Raw genomic sequence first — 19,762 nt, 5'->3', positions numbered from 1 at the left:
AGAGCATGATGGAACGGTCAGCACACGTCGATACATTCGCGCGCGATCATCTGCCGCCAGAGGAGCAATGGCCGGTCTTCATGCTCGACGACGCGAATGTCGCCTACCCCGCGCGCATCAATTGCGCGACCGAATTGCTGGATCGCGCGATCGAAAGTGGACACGGCGATCGTCCCGCGATCTGGTCCGATGTCGATGGCAAGCCGCATGCAACGAGTTATCGCGCGTTGCGCACGCTCGTGAATCGCAGCGCGCACGTGCTCGTCGATGAGATGGGCTTGCGTCCGGGCAATCGCGTGCTGCTGCGCGGGCCGAATACCTTGCAGATGGCCGTCGCGTTTTTCGCGGCGCTGAAGGCGGGTCTCGTCGTGGTTCCGACGATGCCGCTGCTGCGCGCGAAAGAGCTGAAGCAGATCATCGACAAGGCGCACATTTCAGCGGCGCTATGCGACGTGCGTCTCACCGACGAACTGCAACGCTGCGCAACCAGAGGCGACGAGTTCCACTGCGAAACGCTCGCGCAAATCCGCACGTTTCACGACGATGCAGCCGATTCGCTCGAAGCGCTCGCGGCAACCAGGCCCGATCAATTCGACGCCTGCGATACCGCCGCCGATGACGTATGCCTCATCGCATTCACGAGCGGCACCACAGGCGCACCGAAGGGCTGCATGCACTTTCATCGCGACGTGCTCGCGATGTGCGATCTCTTCCCGCGCCATATCCTCAAACCGACCGCGAACGATGTGTTCTGCGGCACGCCGCCGCTCGCGTTCACGTTCGGCCTCGGCGGCCTGTTGTGTTTTCCGCTGCGCGTCGGCGCATCGACGGTGCTGCTTGAAAAGCTCACGCCCGAAACGCTGCTGCAAACCGTCGAACGCTTTCGCGCGACGATCATGTTCACCGCGCCGACGTTCTATCGGCAGATGGCGCCGCTCGTCGGGCGCTTCGACCTGTCGAGCCTGACGAAGACCGTATCGGCGGGCGAAGCCTTGCCCGATTCCACGCGTGCCTTATGGCGCGAAGCGAGCGGCATCGAGATGATCGACGGCATCGGCGGCACGGAGATGATCCATATCTTCATTTCGTCGGCGGGAGCGGACGTGCGCGAACACGCGATCGGCCGCGCGGTGCCGGGCTATATCGTGCAGGCCGTCGACGATGCGATGCAGCCCGTGCCGCCCGGCACGATCGGCAAGCTCGCGGTGCGCGGTCCGACCGGCTGTCGCTATCTCGCCGACGAGCGCCAGTCGAAATTCGTGCGCGACGGCTGGAACCTGCCCGGCGATTCCGTCGTGATCGATGAAGACGGCTATGTGTTCTATCAGGCGCGCGCCGACGACATGATCGTATCGGCGGGCTACAACATCTCGGGGCCGGAAGTGGAAAGCGTGCTGATGCAGCACGAAGCCGTTGCGGAATGCGGCGTGATCGGCGTACCCGACGAAACGCGCGGACAGATCGTGAAGGCGTTCGTCGTGCTCAATCCCGGCTTCACCGGCGACGACGCGCTCATCGCGCACTTGCAGGACTTCGTGAAGCGCAATGTCGCGCCGTATAAATATCCGCGCGTCGTGGTGTTTCTCGATGCTCTGCCGCGCACGGAGACCGGCAAGCTCAAGCGCTTCGCCTTGCGTTCGATGTAGCAAGCTCGCAAAACGTTTGCTTGGTAGAGTATGGCTCACGCCCGCCGCGAGGCGGCTTGCCCACTCTTCCGAGCAAACAAGAAAAATGGCTTCGACGCACCGACTCCTCGCCGTCTCCCTCTTTGCTGCATTCGCATTGACCTCACAGGCCGCATCGGCCGCGAGCAAGACGCTCGTGTTCTGCTCCGAAGGCAGTCCCGCCGGCTTCGATTCCGCGCAATACACCACCAGCACGGACTTCGACGCGGGCGCTCACGTCGTCTATGACCAGTTGGTCGAATTCAAGCGCGGCACGCTCGATCTCGTGCCGGGTCTCGCGGAGAAATGGGACGAGTCGCCGGACGCGAAGACCTTCACATTCCATCTTCGACGCGGCGTGAAGTTCCAGTCGACGACGTGGTTCAAGCCCACGCGCGACTTCAACGCGGACGACGTCGTGTTCACGTTCAAACGCATGATCGATCCGAACGAGCCGTTTCAGAAGGCGCATCCGGTCAGCTTTCCGTATCTGACCGATCTCGGCTACGACAAGAACATCGCATCCGTCGACAAGCTCGACGATTACACCGTACGCTTCACGCTGAAGACTGCCGATGTCGTGTTCGTGCGCAACATCGCGATGGAGTTCGCGTCGATTGTCTCGGCGGAATATGCGGCGCAGCTGCTCAAGCAGGGCAAGCCGGAAGACTTCAATCAGAAGCCTGTGGGCACGGGCGCGTTCGTATTCCGCGACTACCAGAAGGATGCGACGATCCGCTACGACGCGAACCCGACTTACTGGAACCGCAAGGACGTGCATATCGACAAGCTCATCTTCTCGATCACGCCCGATGCCGCCGTGCGTCAGCAAAAACTCTCGGGCGGCGAATGCCAGGTGACCTCATTTCCGCGCCCCGCCGACATCGCGGCGTCGAAGCAGGACCCGAAGCTCACGGTGCTGTCGGGCGTGGGCTTCAACGTCGCATACGTGGGCTACAACACGACGCACAAGCCGCTCGATAACGTGAACGTGCGCCGCGCGCTCGACATGGCGATCGACAAGCAGGCGATCATCAGGACGGTCTACGAAGGCGCGGCTACCGTCGCGACCAACCCGATGCCGCCTTCGCAATGGTCGTATAACAAGGCATTGAAGGACGCGCCGCACGATCCCGCGAAGGCGAAGGCGCTGCTGAAGGACGCGGGCTTTCCGGACGGCTTCACGATCACGCTATGGGCCATGCCCGTGCAGCGCGGCTATAACCCGAACGCGCGTCTGATGGCGCAACTGATTCAGTCGGACTGGGCGAAGATCGGCGTGAAGGCGAACATCGTCACGTACGAATGGGCCGAGTACAACAAGCGCGCGAAGACCAACGGCGAGCACGACGCGATTCTCTACGGCTGGCTCGGCGACAACGGCGATCCGGACAACTGGCTCGGCACGACGCTCGGCTGCGATGCGGTGCACGGCAGCAACATGGCGAAGTGGTGCAACCGGCAGTTCGACGATCTGCTCGCGAAGGCGCGCCTCGTCACCGATCAGAACGCGCGCACGAAGCTCTACGAAGAGGCGCAAGTGGTGTTCAAGGATCAGGTGCCGTACACGCCGCTCGCGCACGCCAATATCTTTCAGCCGATCTCGAAGCGCGTGCACGGCTATCTGATCAGCCCGCTCGGCGGGCATCGTTTCGACGGCATCACGTTCGACTGATCAGCCTCCGCGATACCACGCATCGATGCTGTCGCGCTGTTCGCGCTTGCCCGCCTGCATCCTGTACGTATCGGCGCCGCCGACCGCGCTGGTCGCCACGTCAGGCATGGCGTGTGTGACAGGCTTCGCGCTCATCGCATGAACGGCGCGCGTGTCGTGCGATACCGGCGCGACCGCGCCACGGCAATGCATGCCCGCCGTGGCGCAATCGTCGGCGAACGCGTGAACGGCTGAGAACGCCGCGCTCGCGGCCAAAAGAACAGCAATGGTCTTCGCTTGCATGGCGATCCCCGTGAACATGTCGATAAAAAGAGGCGGGTGCCGAAGCAAGGCGCCCGCGCCGACAAGTGCACGGCCTGTGCCAGGAATGGTTCCGATTCGCTGAGAGCCTTGCAGGCAGAGGGTTTCGGCGTGACGCACGGTCACTCCGAAAGCGCCCGCATGTCGGGATAGCGCCAACGCTTTCGCCACGCCATGTGCGACGCAATCCGACAGCACGACTGTGCGGGTGTCGTTTTCTGCCGATTTCCGGACGCGTGAGCGAAGGCACGCGCGCCGCTCGATCCGCACACTCTATCGAACCATCATGCCGAGGGCCGCGCGCCTCATCGGCAAATCAGGAGTGAGACAATTGAGCTTCTCGCACGAGCGCAACGCCCGCATCGAATCGTCGCCCCATCTCACGGCGGGCGATATCACCGTCGTCGATCATGCCCTGCTGAAACGCGCCGTCGGCGCGATGGCGCTCGGCAACGCCATGGAATGGTTCGACTTCGGCGTGTATAGCTACATTGCCGTCGTGCTCGGAAAGGTGTTCTTTCCGTCGAGCAGTCCATCCGCGCAATTGATCGCGACCTTCGGCACGTTCGCCGCCGCGTTCCTCGTGCGGCCGATCGGCGGCATGGTCTTCGGTCCGCTCGGCGACAGGATCGGCCGCCAGCGCGTGCTCGCGATGACGATGATCATGATGTCCGTCGGCACCTTCTGTATCGGCCTGATTCCCAGTTATGGCTCGGTCGGCATTCTCGCGCCCGTGCTGCTGCTCGTCGCGCGGCTCGTGCAGGGCTTCTCCACGGGCGGCGAGTACGGCGGCGCGGCCACGTTCATCGCCGAGTTTTCGACCGATGCGCGGCGCGGCTTCTACGGCAGCTTTCTCGAAGTCGGCACGCTCGTCGGCTACATACTCGGCGCGGGCACGGTCGCATTGCTGACCGCGACGCTCTCGCACGACGCGCTGCTTTCATGGGGATGGCGCGTGCCGTTCATGATCGCGGGGCCGCTCGGACTCGTTGGGCTGTATATTCGCGTGAAGCTCGAAGAAACCCCGGCCTTCAGGAAGGAAGCCGAGACGCGCGAGGCGCATGAACGTTCTCGTCCGAAGCAATCGTTCAAAGCACTGCTCTCGCAGCAATTCAAGCCGATGATGCAATGCGTCGGGCTCGTGCTGATATTCAACGTCACCGACTACATGGCGCTGTCGTACCTGCCGAGCTTCCTCTCGGCGACGCTGCATTTCGATGAAACGCACGGCCTCTTTCTCGTGCTGCTCGTGATGGTGCTGATGATCCCGATGACGCTCTTCGCGGGCCATCTCTCCGACCTGATCGGCCGCAAGCCGGTGATGATGGCCGGCTGCATCGGCCTTTTCGCGCTGTCCATTCCGGCGCTGCTGCTGGTGCGAACGGGCGCGCTGCTGCCGGTGTTCCTCGGCTTGCTGATTCTCGGCGCACTGCTTTCGACGTTCACCGGCGTCATGCCTTCGGCGCTGCCCGCGCTCTTCCCGACGCGCATACGTTACAGCGCGCTCGCCATCGGCTTCAACGTTTCGGTGTCGCTGTTCGGCGGCACGACGCCGCTCGTGACCGCCTGGCTCGTCGATGCGACCGGCAATCTGATGATGCCCGCATACTATCTGATGGCGGCATCGGCGATAGGCGTGGTGTCCGTGCTCGCGTTGCGCGAAACCGCGCGCCAGCCGTTGCTGGGCTCAGGACCGTGCGTCGCCACGAAGGCGGAGGCGCTCGCCCTCGCGCGCAAGAAGCTCAAGGTCGTTCGTTCGGGAAGACGCGAGCGCGACGTCGTCCCGCAAAAAAAGCGCGCATGAATCGGGCGGCATTCATGCCGTCAGCGCATTTCTCAACGCTTCGAGAAACCTGACGTAAGCGGTCGCGCCGGGGTCCGCGTGCCCGATGCTGCGTTCCTGCACCCACGCGGCGCGGCCTTTCTTCGATTGCATCGCGGCCGTCGCGCTGACCTGCTCGCGCGCTTTCGCGATCATCGCGTCGAGCCTGTCGGTTGCGCTGCCTTGCGACGCGGCCAGTATGTCGAGACTCGGCACGAGTGCGTCGAGCACGGTCTTGTCGCCGACCTGACTCTTGCCGCGTTCGATGATGCGCGTCGCCACCGCCTGCCCGATCGCGAGCGCTTCCTCATGCCCGATCGCGTCCTTGCCGTTGACCGTTTTCGCCGCCGCGAGCAGGCCGCCGCCGACGAGCGCCGCGAACGTGGACGGATTCGCCGTCGAGAACGCCTTGGCCGCGGCCAGCATGACTTCGTTCAGCGTGGCCTCTTCGGGCAGCGCGCTCAACGCCTTCACGACTGCGGCCGAGCCTGCCTGCACCGTGATGCCGAGATCGCCGTCGCCGAGGGCCGCATCGAGGTCGCGCAGTTCATCGGCGTGTGCGGGAAGCGCGCTCAGCGCGCGCGTGAGGATGTCCCGCAGTTCCTTGCTCGTCACACTCATCGCACGCTCCTTTCAGGATGGGGTGCCGTCGCGGAAGAACGGCGAATGCGCGGGCGCGTCGAGCAGCGCATCGAGTTCGTCGTCGAGCAGCATCACGGTGATCGATGCGCCGGCCATCTCCAGGCTCGTCACATATTCACCGACATACGAGCGCGCGACCTTAAGCCCTTCATCGGCGATGAGTTTCGCCGAGCGCCGATACAACAGATAGAGTTCCTCGAGCGGCGTCGCGCCGAGGCCGTTCACGAGCAGCGCGACGCGCGAACCTTTGGGCGCCGCGAGATCGCCGACGATCTGTCCCGTGAGACGTTCGGCGATGGCATCGGCGGATTCCAGCTTGCCGCGATGCGTGCCCGGTTCACCGTGAATGCCGATGCCGATTTCCATCTCGCCGTCGGGCAGCGTGAAGGTGGGCTTGCCTGCGGCGGGGAGGATGGTCGGTGACAGGCCGACGCCCATCGTGCGGCAGTTGGAGTTCGCCTTGGCGCAGATGCGTGCGACTTCATCGAGTGAATCGCCGCGTTCGGCGGCGGCGCCCGCGCATTTGAATGCGAACACCATGCCGGCGACGCCGCGACGGTCGGCGGCGCGTTCCTTGGGCGCGGAGGCTACGTCGTCCGTGAGCACCACGGTTTTGATGTCGATGCCTTCGGCTTCAGCGAGGTCGGCGGCGAGGTCGAAGTTGAGTACGTCGCCGCCGTAGTTGCCGTAGACGTAGAGCACGCCTGCGCCGCCGTTCACGGCTTTCGTCGCTTCGAAGATCTGCTCCGATGAGGGAGAAGAGAAGACGTTGCCTACCGCTACGCCACTGCACAGGCCCTCGCCTACGTAGCCGAGGAAGCCCGGCATGTGGCCCGAACCGCCGCCGGTGACGATGCCTACTCGGTCCGCGTTTGGTGCGTCGGCGCGGACTAATGCGCGGTGGTCTGCTGTTGCTGACTTGATCCAGTGCGGATGCGCAAGCAGCAAGGATTCGATGATCTCGTCGACGAATGCTTCCGGGTGGTTGATGATCTTTTTCATGTCTGATTGTCTCCGTGAGTTTGGTTGAATTTGGCTTCTATGGATGGCCTGTGTTCGTGTCGGTCTATTAGCATTGCCCCTCCCCGGGGCGGGGGTCACTTTCTTTGCTGCTGCAAAGAAAGTAACCAAAGAAAGCAGCTTTCCCCATCCGAAGTACTTCACGCCGGCCCCGGCACAGGCGATCGGTCTTGGCACAGCAGTAGCGAGTGCCCTCAGAGGCCATCTGGGGCTTGGACCGCGCACGGTCTGACACATCGCGCCGCAAACGTGGCTGGTTCAGCACCAAATAGCTCCGGCCCGCTGCGCGGCCGACGGGTGCATCGGGTCTGCGAGTACTTCTACGTTTCCCTTTTTTTTCGTCGGTTTCCCTTGCACACCGAACGGCAGCGCGTAGCGCTGTGCCGGAACTCTTTCGTGCTGAACCAGCGCCTTAAAAGTCCTCGCTCGGCAGACCGTGCGCGGTCCAAGCCCGGTCAGGCCTACGAGGGCACTCGCTACAGAGGCCACGATCGACGAGAAGAACACCCAAATTGCGTATGACCGCGGGCGTCTCGAGCTGCTTTCTTTGGTTACTTTCTTTGCAGCAGCAAAGAAAGTGACTGCCGCCCCGCACAGGGGCAACGCCAATAAACCGACACCAATACGGGATCCGGCGAAAGAAACCTCAAACCTTCTTGCGCTGACTGAGCGCATCAAGCAAAACGGCAGCAAAAATAACCCCACCTTGAATGAACTGCGTCCAGAACGGATTCACGCCGAGCAACGAAAGCCCGACATTGATCACCCCGATGAGCACGACCCCGATGAAGGTGCCAACAATCGACCCTCGCCCGCCAGCAAGCGAAGTCCCCCCGATCACAATAGCCGCGATAACCTGCAACTCGAGCCCATTAGCCGCCGAAGGCAAAGCCGAATTCAACCGCCCGGCAAGCACAATGCCAGCGATCGCCGCTGTCACCCCCGCCAGCATGTAGGTAAAAAACACGACGCGCCGAACCGGAATCCCCGCCAACCGCGCCGCCTCCTGGTTCCCGCCAACGGCGAACACCTGATGCCCAAACGTCGTCTTGCGCAGCAACACGTGCCCGACGACGAAAACCACGAGCATCACGATCATCGGCATAGGCAAACCCGCAACAGTCTTCGCACCGAAAAATGTGAACGCGTTGGGAAAATCGAACTTGGTACGGCCATCGGAAATGGCGAGCGTGAGGCCTCGCGCCATGGCCATCGCCGCCAGCGTGACGATGAAAGGCACGAGCCTCAACCACGACACCACGAACCCGTTGAGCGCGCCCGCAACCGCGCCGACTGCGAGCGCCACGCATAACCCCGTCACGCCCAAACCAACCGCGCCGGGACTCGACCCCGCCATCACAGTCGCGGCGACCATGCCGCTCAGCGCCACGAGCGATCCAACCGACAAGTCGATCCCCGATGTGATGATGACGAACGTGCCGCCCACCGCCGCGATTCCCACCACGGACACCTGCACCATGATGTTGGTGAGCGTGCTCGTCGTAAGAAACTCGGGCGAGGCGATCGACAATGCAATACAGATGATGACGAGCGCCGCGAACAACGGCCCGATGCCGCTCCTCAACTGACGGATCACACGGCGCGACAGCGCCTCCGTATCCGAACGATTGGCTGCCGTGGAGGTCATGCGCCTGCTCCTGTCGTTGCCCACTGAATGACCGTTTCCGAATTCGCCTTGTCGCGCGCAATCTCGGTCACGATGCTGCCGCGATACATCACCAGCACGCGATCCGACATGCCGAGCAACTCCGGCAACTCCGAACTCACCATGACGACCGCCGCGCCCGCGCGCGCCATCGTCACCATGTGCGCGTAGATCTCGGACTTCGCGCCCACGTCGATGCCGCGCGTCGGTTCATCGAGCATGATGACCACAGGACTCGTCGCCGTCGCGCGGCCCAGAATCACCTTCTGCTGATTGCCGCCCGAAAGCGTGCCTGTCATCTGCAACACCGACGAAGCACGCACGCCGAAGCGCGCGCTCGCTTCCTGCGCAAGTTTGCGCTTCTTCGCGCGGCTCACGAAACCGCCGCTCGCGAGCGCCTTCAGGCTAGACAGCGCGATGTTCTCCTCGATGTTCGCCTCCAGCACGAGCCCTTCGAGCTTGCGGTCCTCGGACGTATAGACGAGCCCGTGACGCACGCCTTGCGTCGGCGAATGATTGCTGACCTTCCTGCCGCGCACGAGGATCTCGCCGCCCGTCACGGGCAGCGCGCCAAAGATAGTCTTCAGCAACTCCGTGCGACCCGCGCCCGCGATGCCCGCAATCCCGACGATCTCGCCCGCGCGCACCGAAAAGCTCGCGTTGCGCAACAGCGGCGCACTCGCAAGACTGCGCACTTCGAGCACGACGTGACCATACTCGCGCGGTTCCCACGGATAGAACGATTCGAGGTTGCGCGCGACCATCGCCTGCACGAGATCGGCTTCGGTCCATTCGGCCATCGGACGCGCGCCGACGGTCGCGCCATCGCGCATCACGACGGCGGAATCGGCAAGCTCGAACACCTCTTCCAGATGATGCGAGATGAAGATGATGCCCATGCCTTCCGCGCGCAGCCGCCGCACCACCGCATACAGATTGGCGATATCGTGGCTTTGCAGCGCGGCGGTCGGCTCGTCCATCACGAGGATGCGCGCATCGCGCGCGATCCCCTTCGCCACTTCGACGAGTTGCCGCTGGTTCAACGGCAGATCGCCGAGCCGCATCCACGGCGGCACGTTGTCCAGGCCGACGCGTGCCAGCGCTTCGCGCGCCATCGTGTTGGCCTCGCGCATGCGCACGAAGCCCTGGCGCGCAGGCATGCGGCCGAGGAACAGGTTCTCCGCGACCGTCATGTCGTTGATGAGCGACAGCTCCTGATAGATGACGGCGACGCCCGCATCGATCGCTGCATGGGTGCCGCGCGCGAGCGGCATGCCGTCGATCTCGATGGTGCCTTCGTCGGGTTCATACGCGCCCGACAGCACCTTCACGAGTGACGACTTGCCCGCGCCGTTCTCGCCGACGATCGCCATCACATGACCCGCGCGCAGGTCGAGACTCACGCCGCGCAGCGCCTTCACGCCGGGAAAGCTCTTGACGATGCCCTGCATGCGCAATAGCGGCGCTTCGGCGTGCGTGGCCGTACGCGCGTGCGCTTCGGTTTCCACTTTCATGTCGTGCATTCCGTGTGCGGGCCGCGCGTTTCGGGAAACGCGCGGCCGCCGGTTGCCCTTACTGCTTCACTTCCTCGGACCACAGGCCGTATTTCTTCACTTCATCCGAATCGATGTTCGACTTGTCGATGAGCATCGTCGGCCACGCGTAGTTCGCGGGCACGTCCTTCTTCGCGTTGTAGTCCGCGATGAACTGCAACGACTTCGCCGCCATCTGGATCGGGTTCTGCGAGATCGTCGCGTCCTGCTTGCCCGCGCGGATCGCGGACAGCGCCTGCGCGGTGCCGTCGGCGCCGATCACGAGAATATGCTCCTTGTCGCCGAGCGGCTTGTAGCGGCCCGCATTGTCGATGGCCTTTTCCGCGCCCACGGTGTTGTCGTCGTTCGCGCCGAACACGGCATCGATCTGCGGGTATTTCTGCAGGATGCTGGTCATTGCGTTGAGCGACTTCTCCTGATCGAACGCGCCTTCCTGACGGGCGACGACCTTGATGTTCGGATACTTCGCGATCTCTTCGCTAAAGCCCTTTTCGCGGTCCGTCGCGGCCGTCGTGCCGACCAGACCGATCAGATCGACGACGTTGCCTTTCTCCTCGCCATAGCGCTTCTTCAGTTGCTCGGCGATCCACTTCGCCCCTGTCTGCCCGAGCGCGACATTGTCCGACGCGACGAACGACGTCACCTTGCCGCCATCCGAGCCGCGATCGAGCGTGAAAACCGGGATGTTCATCGAGTTGGCCTTTTCGACGGCGGGAATGATCGCCTTCGAATCGATCGGATTGAGCACGAGCGCGGTCACGCCCTGGCTCAACAGATTGATCGCATCGTTGACCTGTTGCTGCGCGTCGCCGTTCGCGTTGGTCTGCACGAGCTCGAAGCCCTGATCCTTCGAACCGCGCTCGACGCCCGCTTTCAGGCCGACGAAAAAGGCGTTGTTCAACGTGGCGATCGAGAAGCCGATCTTGGGCTTGCCGCCCGCCGCGGTGGCGGGCGCGCTCGCCGGCGCGCTGGCGGGTGCGCTCGCGCTCGCCGCCGAACTCGTACTGCTCGTCGACGACGAGTTGTCGCTCTTCGAACATCCGCTCAACGCGGCTGCCGCGCACAGCAATACGGCGCTCGTTGACTTGCCGAACGTTCCCCAACTGTCGAATCTTGTCGTGCTCCAGGCCATGACTGTCTCCGTTGTACGCATGTTCAAAGCGAATTTCGTTGCGGTGAGTCTTATCGATCCTCTTCGTTGCGCCTGCCGTAAGTCTTGAACTTCTCCAGCACTTCATCCATCTGTTGATCGGAAAGCAAGGGCGGTGCGCCGATCTGCAGTGCAAGCAGATACTGCTTCGCGAGCACTTCCACTTCATGCGCGAGCCACACGGCGCGCGCGAGATTCGCGCCGAGCGCGATCACGCCATGATGCGCGAGCAGACACGCGCGACGATCGGCGAGCGCGGCGAGCGCGTGATCGGATAATTGCTGGCTGCCGAACACGGCATAAGGCGCGCAGCGTATCGACTTGCCGCCCGCCGCCGCGACCATGTAGTGCAGCGCGGGAATATCGCGGCCATGAATGGCGAGCGCGGTCGCTGCGATCGAATGCGTGTGCACGACCGCGTCGACATCGGCGCGTGCGCGCAGGATGTCGCGATGAATGCGCCATTCCGACGATGGCCGTTCGATGCGCAAAAGCTCCGCGTCGTCGCTGATGTCGAGCGGCAGCCACACGATATGCTTCTCATCGAGTTCACGCGCGCTCGTGCCGCTCGGCGTAATGAGCAAGCCGTCCCGATACCGCGCGCTCACGTTGCCCGAGGTGCCCTGATTGATGCCGAGCCGCTCCATTTCGAGCGACGTCTCGACGATCGCGCGGCGCAGCGCGCTTTCATCGGCCGCGATCATGCGGCGCTCCCCTCTGCGGCGAACAGACTTCTCAGCGAGCGCTCGAACGGCGCGCGCACGATGCCGCGCTCCGTGATGAAGCCGCTGACGAGCGCATGCGGCGTCACATCGAAGGCGGGATTGCGCGCCTTCATCGCGTCCGGCGCGATGCGCCGTCCGGCGAGATGCGTTACTTCTTCCGCGTCGCGCTCTTCGATTTCGATGCGCTCGCCGCCCGGCGTCTGCAAATCCAGCGTCGATGAAGGACATGCGACATAGAACGGTATGCCGTAATGATGCGCGGCGATGGCGACCCCGAGCGTCCCGATCTTGTTGGCGAAGTCGCCATTCGCGGCGACGCGATCCGTCCCGACGATGACGACATCCACGAGCCCTTGCGACATGATCGATGCAGCCGCGCTATCGATGATGAGCGTGACATCGACCCCCGCCTGCTGCAATTCGAACGCCGTCAGCCGCGCGCCTTGCAAAAGCGGCCGCGTTTCGTCGGCATAGACCCGGAACGCGATGCCCGCGCGATGCGCCGCATAGATCGGCGCGGTGGCGGTGCCGAGGCCCGTCGTCGCGAGCGCGCCCGCATTGCAATGCGTGAGCACGCCGCAGCCTTCGGTGATGAGCGGCATGCCGTGCTCGCCGATGCCTTCGCACAACGCGCGATCCTCTTCGTGTATTCGCGTGGCTTCGTCGACGAGCGCTGCGTAGAGCGTCGCGGCATCGCTGGCGTCGATATCGCGTGAATGACGCAGCATGCGTCGCACGCCCCAGCTCAGGTTGACCGCCGTGGGCCGCGCCGTTTCGATGTAGTCGGCATGCCGTGCGAGTTCCGCACGAAACTGCGCGATGGGCAGTGCCGTCGATCCGCGCATCGCGATGCATAGCCCATACGCCGCCGCGACGCCGATCGCGGGCGCGCCACGCACGCGCAGCTCGCGAATGGCGCGCCACACCGCCTGCACATCGGCGATGTTCTCCACCACGATCTCATGCGGCAAGCGCGTCTGATCGAGCAGCAGCAGGTCGCCGTCGCGCCATTCGATCGTCGGGGGAAGCGTGCGTGAAGCCATGAGGTCTCCTGTCACATCGTCGCGGTGTCGCGTTGAATGTCGCGGGCGAGCAGCGCCACCTGTTCGATATCGCCGAGCGATGCGCGCCCGACGAGCAAGGCTTCCGCGCATCGTAGACAACGCACTTCGATGCGTGCGCGCGCGTCGGCATCCGCGATGCGCGTGATCTCCGCGACCTTGGCCATGCCGACGATGCGGCGAATCATCTTGCAGCCCGCGAAACCGAAGGTATCGGCCAGCAGACGCCGCATGAAATGCGCGCGATACGCCGTGAGCGCGCCGCTTTCCGCCTCGCCGCCGATGAAGCGGCGCTTGCTGCGGTTCTCGTGATCGCGCCACAGTTCGAGAAACCGCGCGCTGAAGCCGGTCCAGATGCGCGTCATCTGTTCGAGCAGCCATTCCTGATACGCAACGGGATCGCGGCCGTCGATGCGCCCGTGCCAGTCGCGAGAAAAATACGCGAGCAACAGATTCGCGATCACCGCGCCGACATCGAAGCCCATCGGTCCATAGAACGCAAACTCCGGATCGATCACGAACGTCTCGTCTTCGTTGACCATGATCGAACCGGTATGCAGGTCGCCGTGCAACAAGGTCTCGGCGTGATTCATGAAGGCCCACTTCATGTCTGCCGCCGCGAGGCGCAATGGTTCGTGCGTTCTGAGCCGCTCGATCGCGGCCTTCGGCAAAGCGGGGCTATACACGTTCGACGGATGATCCTCGAACGGAAACGTAAAAACGAGGTCTTCGGTGATCTTGCACAGCTCGGCATTGACCGCCGCGCTCGCGGCCTGCTTCTTGATGTCGGGCGCGAGAAACAGATCGGAGCCGTAGAACAGCGTGTGCGCGAGATAAGTCGAAAGATGATCCGCGAGGCGCGGATAGGTCATGCCGTCGATCAGACCTTGCCGCAGGATGCGATGCGACGCGAGGTGCTGCATCACCATCAGAAAGCGCTTGCTGTCGGCGTGATAGACCTTGGGCACATGTTGCGGGCACAGCGCGCCGAAGCGCCGCAGCGCGGCGACTTCGTGTTCCATGCGCTGACACGAAAGCGGCCACGCCTTGCCGACGAGCCGCAGAAACGGCGGCGCCTGCTTGACCACGACACTGCGTTCGCGCGCCTTCGCATTGGTCACGAAGTACACGTAGTTCAGATTGCCGTCGCCGACTTCGGCGACTTCGAGATCATCCGGGTTGCCCAGCAGCGCGCGCACGTCGGGCACGCCGCCTAGATAGGCGGCGAGTTCCTGCGCGGTGAAAGCTTCAAACTCCATCGGTGTCTCCTCCGATGAGCGACGGAACGCACGTCCTGTCAGCGACGCTTGCGCACCAGATCGAACTTGAAGATGCTCGTGTTGTAGTAGTCGTTGCTATAGCAAAGCGGCTCGCCGCTCTGATCGAAATCCACTTCGTCCAGCAGCAGAAACAGACCGAAACCGTCGCCCAGTTCCGGCAGATCGCGCGGCGTGAGAATGGTCGGCTGTATCGACGTATGCGTATGCGACAAGCGACGCCCGGTGCGCGCGAACATGCCGAAGAGCGATTCGCCCAGTTCGCCCTCGGCGGCATCGAACACGCGCTGCGGAATCGTGTCGATGCAATACGCGGCGATGGCGTCGTTCGCGCGCCGCACGCGCTCGATCCTCACGCAAGGCGCGCCAGGCTCGATGGCGAGCTTTTCCGCGAGGCTCTCCGAAGCCGCGACGTGCTCCATCTGCATGCGGCTCGTCGAAGGCACCGCACCCACACTGCGAATCATGTCCGTCACCGACATCAGATCATCGAGCCCGCCGTGCAGCGTCAGCGAAATTTGTCTGATGAAGGTGCCCTTGCCCTGCTGACGCGACAGCAAGCCATGCGAGATCATCTGCGCGACGGCTTCGCGCAAGCTGGACCGGCCAACGCCTAGCAGCTCGCAAAGCTCTATTTCAGTGGGAATCTGGTCGCCGGGCTTGAGCTTGCGCTCGCGGATCATGGTGAGGAGCGACTCCTGGATCTTGTCGCTCATCGATCGCTCGACGCTCAGGCGCATGAGGGTCTCTCGGATGACAGTCCCTGAAATATACATCAGACGTCTGATGTTTCTCTAAGGACTTTCCCGAAGCGTTTAATGCTTTAGAGGCCACGTTTTCGTTACGCGGTTGCAGCAAGAAAACGCCCGTCACGCGCGGCGTGACAGGCTTTGCAGTGCACGATTTTTCGCTGTCATGCGAGCATGGCCACGTCGAGAAAGGGTGCAATATTTTTCATCGCGCGCTCGACGTAGATCTCCTTCTCGCCGACCGGCGCGACGTAATGCATTGCGCTGCGCGCCGCCTCGACGCCTTCGAGCCGCGCGATCACCCATGCCGCCAGATACTGCGACGCGAGACATCCGCCCGCCGTGGCCACGTTGCCGTTCGCGACGAACGGTTGATCGAGCGTCTGCACGCCCGCTTCCTCGACCCACGGCTTCGTCGTCAGGTCCGTGCAGGCGGGAACGTCCCGAAGCAAACCGAGCTTTGCGAGGATGAGCGTGCCCGAGCATTGCGCGGCCAGCAACTGGCGTGCGGGATCGAGCCTGATGCGCGCCATCAGTGCCGCATCGGCGACGACTTCGCGCGTCAGCATGCCGCTGCCGACGATCACGGCATCGGCGTTCGCGGCGTCTTCGAGCGTCGCTTGCGCCTTCAGGACGACGCCATTCATCGACCGCACTTCCTGCGATGCACACGCGATCGACACCTTCCAGTCCGGCTTTTTCACGCGATTGAGAATGCCGAGCGCGATCAGCGAATCCAGTTCGTTGAAGCCCTCGAAGGTGAGAATGGCGATGTGCATGATGATCTCCTTTCAGCGCATGAATCACGTAGGCGCATGCTAAGGCTCAAAACAAATACAATCAAATGATTGTCATGGATACATCCGATACCTCCGCTCATGCCCAAACCGCCGCGCTACAAGCAGATCGTCGACCGCTTCGTCGAGGATATCCGTTCCGGCCGGCTCAAGCCGGGCACTCGTCTGCCGACACATCGGGAACTGGCCGCGCGCGAGGGACTCGGCATCGTGACGGCGACGCGCGTCTATACGGAACTGAACGCGATGGGACTCGTCAGCGGCGAAACGGGACGCGGCACCTTCGTGAAGGAAACGACGCTGGCGCGTGAGCTCGGCATAGATCAGGTCGCCATTGCCGCGGACATGGTCGATCTCAACTTCAACTATCCCGCGCTGGCCGGCCAGGCGGAGCTGCTGCGCGCTGCGTTGCGGCAGTTGTCATCGGCGGGCGATCTCGAAGCGCTGCTGCGCTATCAGCCGCACGGCGGACGCGCGCGCGACCGGGCGACGGTCGCGCGCCATCTGTTGCGCCGTGGGCTCGATGTGAGCGCGGATCGCGTCATGCTCGTCGATGGCGCGCAACACGGCCTCGCGACGACCGTGATGGCGCTTCTGAAACCCGGCGATGTGGTCGCCGTGGACACGCTGACCTATCCCGGCTTCAAGCTGCTGGCGCAGGCGCATCGGCTCGAACTCGCGCCTTTGCCGGCAGCGGGCGCGGGCCTCGATCCCGATGCGCTCGATGCGCTATGCAAGCGCCGGCGCGTGCGCGCGATCTACACGATGCCGACGCTGCACAATCCGCTCGGCTGGGTCATGACGGCGACGCGACGCAGGCAACTGGCGTCGCTCGCGCGCAAGCATGGCCTCTTCATCATCGAGGATGCCGCGTATGCCTTTCTCGCCGACGATGCGCCGCCGCCCTTCGCCGCGATCGCGCCTGAAGTGACGGTGTACGTGTCGGGCTTTTCGAAGAATGTCGCGACGGGATTGCGCGTCGGCTATGTCGCCGCGCCGCTGGAATGGGTGCCGAAGATCGAACGCGCCATCAGGGTGACGACGTGGAACACGCCTGGCGTGATGACGGCGATCGCGTGCGGCTGGCTCGACGATGGCACGGTCGAGCGGCTCGAAGCGGAGAAGCGCGCGGATGCGTCGATGCGGCAGGTCATCGCGAGTCGCGCGTTGGGACGCCTGAAACGCGTGGCGCACCCGGCGTCGTACTTCGTGTGGCTGCCGATGCCCGAGGAAGTCCGCGCGGACCGCATCGCGGCTGCGCTGATGGACGAGCGGATTTCTGTATCGACGGCCGAACCGTTTTGCACCGCAACGCCTGTGCCGCATGCGTTGCGGCTGGCGTTGGGATCGGTGGACGTAGGGACGTTGAGGGAAGCGTTGGGAACGGTGGCGGAGGTGGTGGGGCGGTATGCGTATTGAGTGGTGCAATCTTGAAGGCCGCGACGCGCTAAATCCGCAGTACCCGCACACCAAGGAACGTAAGCGCCCAATGCAGACCGATAGCCAGCACGAGATACATCAACCACGTCGAGATTCGACGCTTGCGCCCGCTGAGAATAAAACCGATAGCCGCAAAGAAGAGGAAGGGAAACAGTACATAGGCGCCGAGATCGAGGAGCATTTGTGTGTCGACAGGACATGCATCAAGCCCACCTCCACATTCACCAGCGCGCGGCACACAGAGCGTCGGGTACACCCTGCACAGGCGCTCGTCGATAGATGCCCAAGTAAATACGCTGAGTAGTCCAAGGATCCCGCAGACGATCGTCCATAAGGCTCGACGGATCATTTGATTTCCCAGAAAAGTATCTGCTTCGAGTTACGCAAATCGGACCAGCCAAAGTTTGTGCCGGGAAAGAGCGACTGACGGCCAAAGTACCGGCTGATTGTCGCAATTGCATCCGGGCCGCTGCTGATTGTGAGTCGCGAGCCGTTCCATAGATCGATGTGTCCTCCGCTCGCATCGGCGGTCGATTCACCTTCGCGTGCCCAGTATCGCGAGAATTGGATGATTCCAGTTTTACCTTTGACCCTCGACTCCCAGTCCGAACCCGTTATATCCTGGGCTTTCGGAAGCCCGGCAAACGGCTGAAGCTTGAGCCATTCGCCCAGTTCATCCGCGCGCGTGGCAGTCGCCTTGCCTTCCAGAAGGATTCTCCCAATCGACGGCTGTCCCGACGCCGGTTTCACCAGCCTCGACGAAAACGATTTCATCTCGATGCCAACACGGTGCAACGTGACGCTCAAGCGAATCGCGCACTGGTCCCGGTAATTGGGGTTGTCGTACGGGTTTCCAGACGGATAGTTATTCCATAATTCATGAAACGTCACGACTCTTAGTTGCACAACCTTGACTGAATCCGGGGTGGAATTGGTGCGCACTGCGGTCGGCTTATTCGGCATCTGTCAATTCCCGTCGGCTTTCGCAAGGGCATCGTCGCCCCAATACACGATGTAGTTGCCGGCGTTCGCACCGGTCATGATGCGCGGTAGCACACCGCCATACTCGATGCGGCCGGAGAATTTCCGACCATCAGCGATTTCGATGAAATACGGATATCCTTCCGATGCGCCAGCAGCACGCACTTGCTCGTCGAAATCCCGAACTGAAAAAGCGCGGGCAGGCGCCGCGCTTTCGGCACCGATCACTCCGAGACTTTCGGCCAGATCGTCATACCACGCCTCTCCCGCGAGCCTGGCGAAGATACGCGGATACTCCGGGCAGCCACATACGACGACGTCGTATTCCAGAGCTATCTCGCTTGCCCCTATGGTCATGCGGCGCGGTCCGCCTTCCTTGGCGATATAGCCTGTTGTCTGGCAGACTGGGCAGTATGCCGCCCCGTTGATGAGTGCTGCTTGACGCCCACCCAACAGAAAAAACGCCCCTTTGTAATCGCATATCTCTCCGTTGTTACTCAGCTTGTCTCCAACAACTGCGAATCGCCGCATCATGTTCGGCCTCCGCAATCTGATTCGTTATGCTTGCTTTTTGACATGTATCTCACATCCCGAAAATGTGCAATCCGATTGAGTCGTTTTGCCAGCATACGAATGCATCAGAGAAGCGCAACAAGAAGCCAGAAACGAAGCGTCAAATCAACAAACTTTGACGCAATTGGTGCAGGCAGTGGCGGGTATTCGTATCGAGCGGTGCAACCATGAAAAAAGGCCGCGAATATCGCGACCTTGTCTGTCTTGACCTGACGACATCAACCGAAAATCGCCAGACCGTTTTTCTGCACGAGTTGCAGCATACGAGCCGCGATCCCGCTGGGTTTCTTGTCGCCCTGTTCCCACTGTCGGACGGTGGACGCCGTCGTGTTCAGGTACAAGGCGAACACGCTTTGACTGACGTTCACGCCTTTCCGGATGCGAACGATTTCCTTCGCACCGAATTCGGGTGCCTTTTCAATGCAGAGATCGTCGTACTCACGCATGGTTTTTTTGTCGATGACCTTTGCACGATGCAGACCGGAAGCAGCGCTGTGAGTTGCTTCCGACGCATCGCTTCTGAACCGCGTCTTGGACATTGCAAATACCCTGGTAGTCGATTTCTGCATCTACGGATGAATCGTGAATACTCCAATACTATACCACTTGGTGGTATAGAACAAAAGCTTCGAATTTCCCCGTGCAAACGATTGCCCCCGCATTTGTG

Annotated in this window: 19 protein-coding genes; 4 read left to right on the top strand and 15 right to left on the bottom strand. The window is 62.5% G+C overall.

Annotation, left to right across the window (positions count from 1 at the left end):
• Positions 1 to 8 precede the first annotated feature (8 nt).
• Together NK8_RS26560 and NK8_RS26555 are read left to right on the top strand one after the other, a co-directional pair.
• Entirely contained in the window at positions 9 to 1,646 is a 1,638-nt protein-coding gene (locus NK8_RS26560) for an AMP-binding protein (RefSeq protein WP_213232686.1), read from the top strand.
• An 85-nt stretch (positions 1,647 to 1,731) separates the two neighbouring features.
• Complete coding sequence (locus NK8_RS26555) at positions 1,732 to 3,339, top strand: ABC transporter substrate-binding protein (RefSeq protein WP_213232685.1); 1,608 nt, start codon at positions 1,732 to 1,734, stop codon at positions 3,337 to 3,339.
• Here NK8_RS26555 and NK8_RS26550 read toward each other — a convergent pair whose 3' ends face one another.
• On the bottom strand, positions 3,340 to 3,621 hold the full coding sequence (locus tag NK8_RS26550) for a hypothetical protein (RefSeq protein ID WP_213232684.1): 282 nt from the start codon (positions 3,619 to 3,621) through the stop codon (positions 3,340 to 3,342).
• 349 nt (positions 3,622 to 3,970) lie between these two features.
• On the opposite strand from NK8_RS26550, the gene proP reads away from it, so the two are divergent.
• On the top strand, positions 3,971 to 5,443 hold the full coding sequence (gene proP / locus NK8_RS26545; protein WP_213232682.1) for a glycine betaine/L-proline transporter ProP: 1,473 nt from the start codon (positions 3,971 to 3,973) through the stop codon (positions 5,441 to 5,443).
• A gap of 12 nt (positions 5,444 to 5,455) precedes the next feature.
• Here the strand turns inward: proP and NK8_RS26540 are convergent, their stop codons facing one another.
• The 10 genes from NK8_RS26540 to NK8_RS26495 all read right to left on the bottom strand — a co-directional run bounded on the left by NK8_RS26540 (position 5,456) and on the right by NK8_RS26495 (position 16,083).
• Positions 5,456 to 6,082, bottom strand: coding sequence for a DAK2 domain-containing protein (locus NK8_RS26540; RefSeq protein ID WP_213232681.1), 627 nt, complete (start codon positions 6,080 to 6,082; stop codon positions 5,456 to 5,458).
• A gap of 12 nt (positions 6,083 to 6,094) precedes the next feature.
• Positions 6,095 to 7,105: a dihydroxyacetone kinase subunit DhaK gene (locus NK8_RS26535; RefSeq protein ID WP_213232680.1), complete on the bottom strand. Its 1,011-nt coding sequence runs from the start codon at positions 7,103 to 7,105 to the stop codon at positions 6,095 to 6,097.
• 664 nt (positions 7,106 to 7,769) lie between these two features.
• On the bottom strand, positions 7,770 to 8,771 hold the full coding sequence (locus NK8_RS26530; protein ID WP_162070123.1) for an ABC transporter permease: 1,002 nt from the start codon (positions 8,769 to 8,771) through the stop codon (positions 7,770 to 7,772).
• Positions 8,768 to 10,312 (bottom strand): sugar ABC transporter ATP-binding protein, encoded by a 1,545-nt coding sequence (locus NK8_RS26525; RefSeq protein WP_213232679.1) that lies wholly within the window; start codon positions 10,310 to 10,312, stop codon positions 8,768 to 8,770. The genes NK8_RS26530 and NK8_RS26525 overlap by 4 nt, the downstream gene beginning before the upstream one ends.
• Before the next feature lie 49 nt (positions 10,313 to 10,361).
• Positions 10,362 to 11,474 (bottom strand): sugar ABC transporter substrate-binding protein, encoded by a 1,113-nt coding sequence (locus tag NK8_RS26520; protein ID WP_213232678.1) that lies wholly within the window; start codon positions 11,472 to 11,474, stop codon positions 10,362 to 10,364.
• 50 nt (positions 11,475 to 11,524) lie between these two features.
• Positions 11,525 to 12,196 carry an L-fuculose-phosphate aldolase gene (locus tag NK8_RS26515; protein WP_162070126.1) on the bottom strand — a complete coding sequence of 224 codons (672 nt, stop codon included), beginning with the start codon at positions 12,194 to 12,196 and terminating at the stop codon, positions 11,525 to 11,527.
• Entirely contained in the window at positions 12,193 to 13,260 is a 1,068-nt protein-coding gene (mtnA, locus tag NK8_RS26510; RefSeq protein WP_213232677.1) for an S-methyl-5-thioribose-1-phosphate isomerase, read from the bottom strand. The genes NK8_RS26515 and mtnA overlap by 4 nt, the downstream gene beginning before the upstream one ends.
• 11 nt (positions 13,261 to 13,271) lie before the next feature.
• Positions 13,272 to 14,537, bottom strand: a complete 1,266-nt coding sequence (gene mtnK, locus NK8_RS26505; RefSeq protein WP_213232676.1) for an S-methyl-5-thioribose kinase — start codon at positions 14,535 to 14,537, stop codon at positions 13,272 to 13,274.
• A gap of 38 nt (positions 14,538 to 14,575) precedes the next feature.
• Positions 14,576 to 15,271: a GntR family transcriptional regulator gene (locus NK8_RS26500; protein ID WP_225936475.1), complete on the bottom strand. Its 696-nt coding sequence runs from the start codon at positions 15,269 to 15,271 to the stop codon at positions 14,576 to 14,578.
• Positions 15,272 to 15,468: 197 nt separating this feature from the next.
• Positions 15,469 to 16,083 (bottom strand): DJ-1/PfpI family protein, encoded by a 615-nt coding sequence (locus tag NK8_RS26495; protein ID WP_213232675.1) that lies wholly within the window; start codon positions 16,081 to 16,083, stop codon positions 15,469 to 15,471.
• 99 nt (positions 16,084 to 16,182) lie between these two features.
• Between NK8_RS26495 and NK8_RS26490 the strand changes: the two genes are divergently transcribed.
• Positions 16,183 to 17,520 (top strand): PLP-dependent aminotransferase family protein, encoded by a 1,338-nt coding sequence (locus NK8_RS26490; RefSeq protein ID WP_213232674.1) that lies wholly within the window; start codon positions 16,183 to 16,185, stop codon positions 17,518 to 17,520.
• A gap of 28 nt (positions 17,521 to 17,548) precedes the next feature.
• On the opposite strand, the gene NK8_RS26485 is transcribed toward NK8_RS26490, so the two are convergent.
• The 4 genes from NK8_RS26485 to NK8_RS26470 form a co-directional block, all read right to left on the bottom strand.
• Positions 17,549 to 17,722: a hypothetical protein gene (locus NK8_RS26485; protein WP_213232673.1), complete on the bottom strand. Its 174-nt coding sequence runs from the start codon at positions 17,720 to 17,722 to the stop codon at positions 17,549 to 17,551.
• A 164-nt stretch (positions 17,723 to 17,886) separates the two neighbouring features.
• Complete coding sequence (locus NK8_RS26480; protein WP_213232672.1) at positions 17,887 to 18,504, bottom strand: type VI secretion system amidase effector protein Tae4; 618 nt, start codon at positions 18,502 to 18,504, stop codon at positions 17,887 to 17,889.
• Between the two features lie 3 nt (positions 18,505 to 18,507).
• Positions 18,508 to 19,056: a PAAR domain-containing protein gene (locus NK8_RS26475; RefSeq protein ID WP_213232671.1), complete on the bottom strand. Its 549-nt coding sequence runs from the start codon at positions 19,054 to 19,056 to the stop codon at positions 18,508 to 18,510.
• Between the two features lie 257 nt (positions 19,057 to 19,313).
• On the bottom strand, positions 19,314 to 19,634 hold the full coding sequence (locus tag NK8_RS26470; protein ID WP_213232670.1) for a DNA-binding transcriptional regulator: 321 nt from the start codon (positions 19,632 to 19,634) through the stop codon (positions 19,314 to 19,316).
• Positions 19,635 to 19,762: the final 128 nt, after the last annotated feature.

Source organism: Caballeronia sp. NK8 (genome assembly GCF_018408855.1).
Taxonomy (GTDB): domain Bacteria; phylum Pseudomonadota; class Gammaproteobacteria; order Burkholderiales; family Burkholderiaceae; genus Caballeronia.
Note: the sequence above shows the minus strand (reverse complement) of the source record. Positions and strands in the feature narration are given on the sequence as shown.

Excerpts from the sequence above, each read along its gene's own strand:
- NK8_RS26560 (WP_213232686.1), top strand. The coding sequence starts at position 9 with ATGGAACGGTCAGCACACGTCGATACATTCGCGCGCGATCATCTGCCG.
- NK8_RS26555 (WP_213232685.1), top strand. The coding sequence starts at position 1,732 with ATGGCTTCGACGCACCGACTCCTCGCCGTCTCCCTCTTTGCTGCATTC.
- NK8_RS26550 (WP_213232684.1), bottom strand. The coding sequence starts at position 3,621 with ATGCAAGCGAAGACCATTGCTGTTCTTTTGGCCGCGAGCGCGGCGTTC.
- NK8_RS26540 (WP_213232681.1), bottom strand. The coding sequence starts at position 6,082 with ATGAGTGTGACGAGCAAGGAACTGCGGGACATCCTCACGCGCGCGCTG.
- NK8_RS26535 (WP_213232680.1), bottom strand. The coding sequence starts at position 7,105 with ATGAAAAAGATCATCAACCACCCGGAAGCATTCGTCGACGAGATCATC.
- NK8_RS26530 (WP_162070123.1), bottom strand. The coding sequence starts at position 8,771 with ATGACCTCCACGGCAGCCAATCGTTCGGATACGGAGGCGCTGTCGCGC.
- NK8_RS26525 (WP_213232679.1), bottom strand. The coding sequence starts at position 10,312 with ATGCACGACATGAAAGTGGAAACCGAAGCGCACGCGCGTACGGCCACG.
- NK8_RS26520 (WP_213232678.1), bottom strand. The coding sequence starts at position 11,474 with ATGGCCTGGAGCACGACAAGATTCGACAGTTGGGGAACGTTCGGCAAG.
- NK8_RS26515 (WP_162070126.1), bottom strand. The coding sequence starts at position 12,196 with ATGATCGCGGCCGATGAAAGCGCGCTGCGCCGCGCGATCGTCGAGACG.
- mtnA (WP_213232677.1), bottom strand. The coding sequence starts at position 13,260 with ATGGCTTCACGCACGCTTCCCCCGACGATCGAATGGCGCGACGGCGAC.
- mtnK (WP_213232676.1), bottom strand. The coding sequence starts at position 14,537 with ATGGAGTTTGAAGCTTTCACCGCGCAGGAACTCGCCGCCTATCTAGGC.
- NK8_RS26500 (WP_225936475.1), bottom strand. The coding sequence starts at position 15,271 with ATGAGCGACAAGATCCAGGAGTCGCTCCTCACCATGATCCGCGAGCGC.
- NK8_RS26495 (WP_213232675.1), bottom strand. The coding sequence starts at position 16,083 with ATGCACATCGCCATTCTCACCTTCGAGGGCTTCAACGAACTGGATTCG.
- NK8_RS26490 (WP_213232674.1), top strand. The coding sequence starts at position 16,183 with ATGCCCAAACCGCCGCGCTACAAGCAGATCGTCGACCGCTTCGTCGAG.
- NK8_RS26485 (WP_213232673.1), bottom strand. The coding sequence starts at position 17,722 with ATGCTCCTCGATCTCGGCGCCTATGTACTGTTTCCCTTCCTCTTCTTT.
- NK8_RS26480 (WP_213232672.1), bottom strand. The coding sequence starts at position 18,504 with ATGCCGAATAAGCCGACCGCAGTGCGCACCAATTCCACCCCGGATTCA.
- NK8_RS26475 (WP_213232671.1), bottom strand. The coding sequence starts at position 19,056 with ATGATGCGGCGATTCGCAGTTGTTGGAGACAAGCTGAGTAACAACGGA.
- NK8_RS26470 (WP_213232670.1), bottom strand. The coding sequence starts at position 19,634 with ATGTCCAAGACGCGGTTCAGAAGCGATGCGTCGGAAGCAACTCACAGC.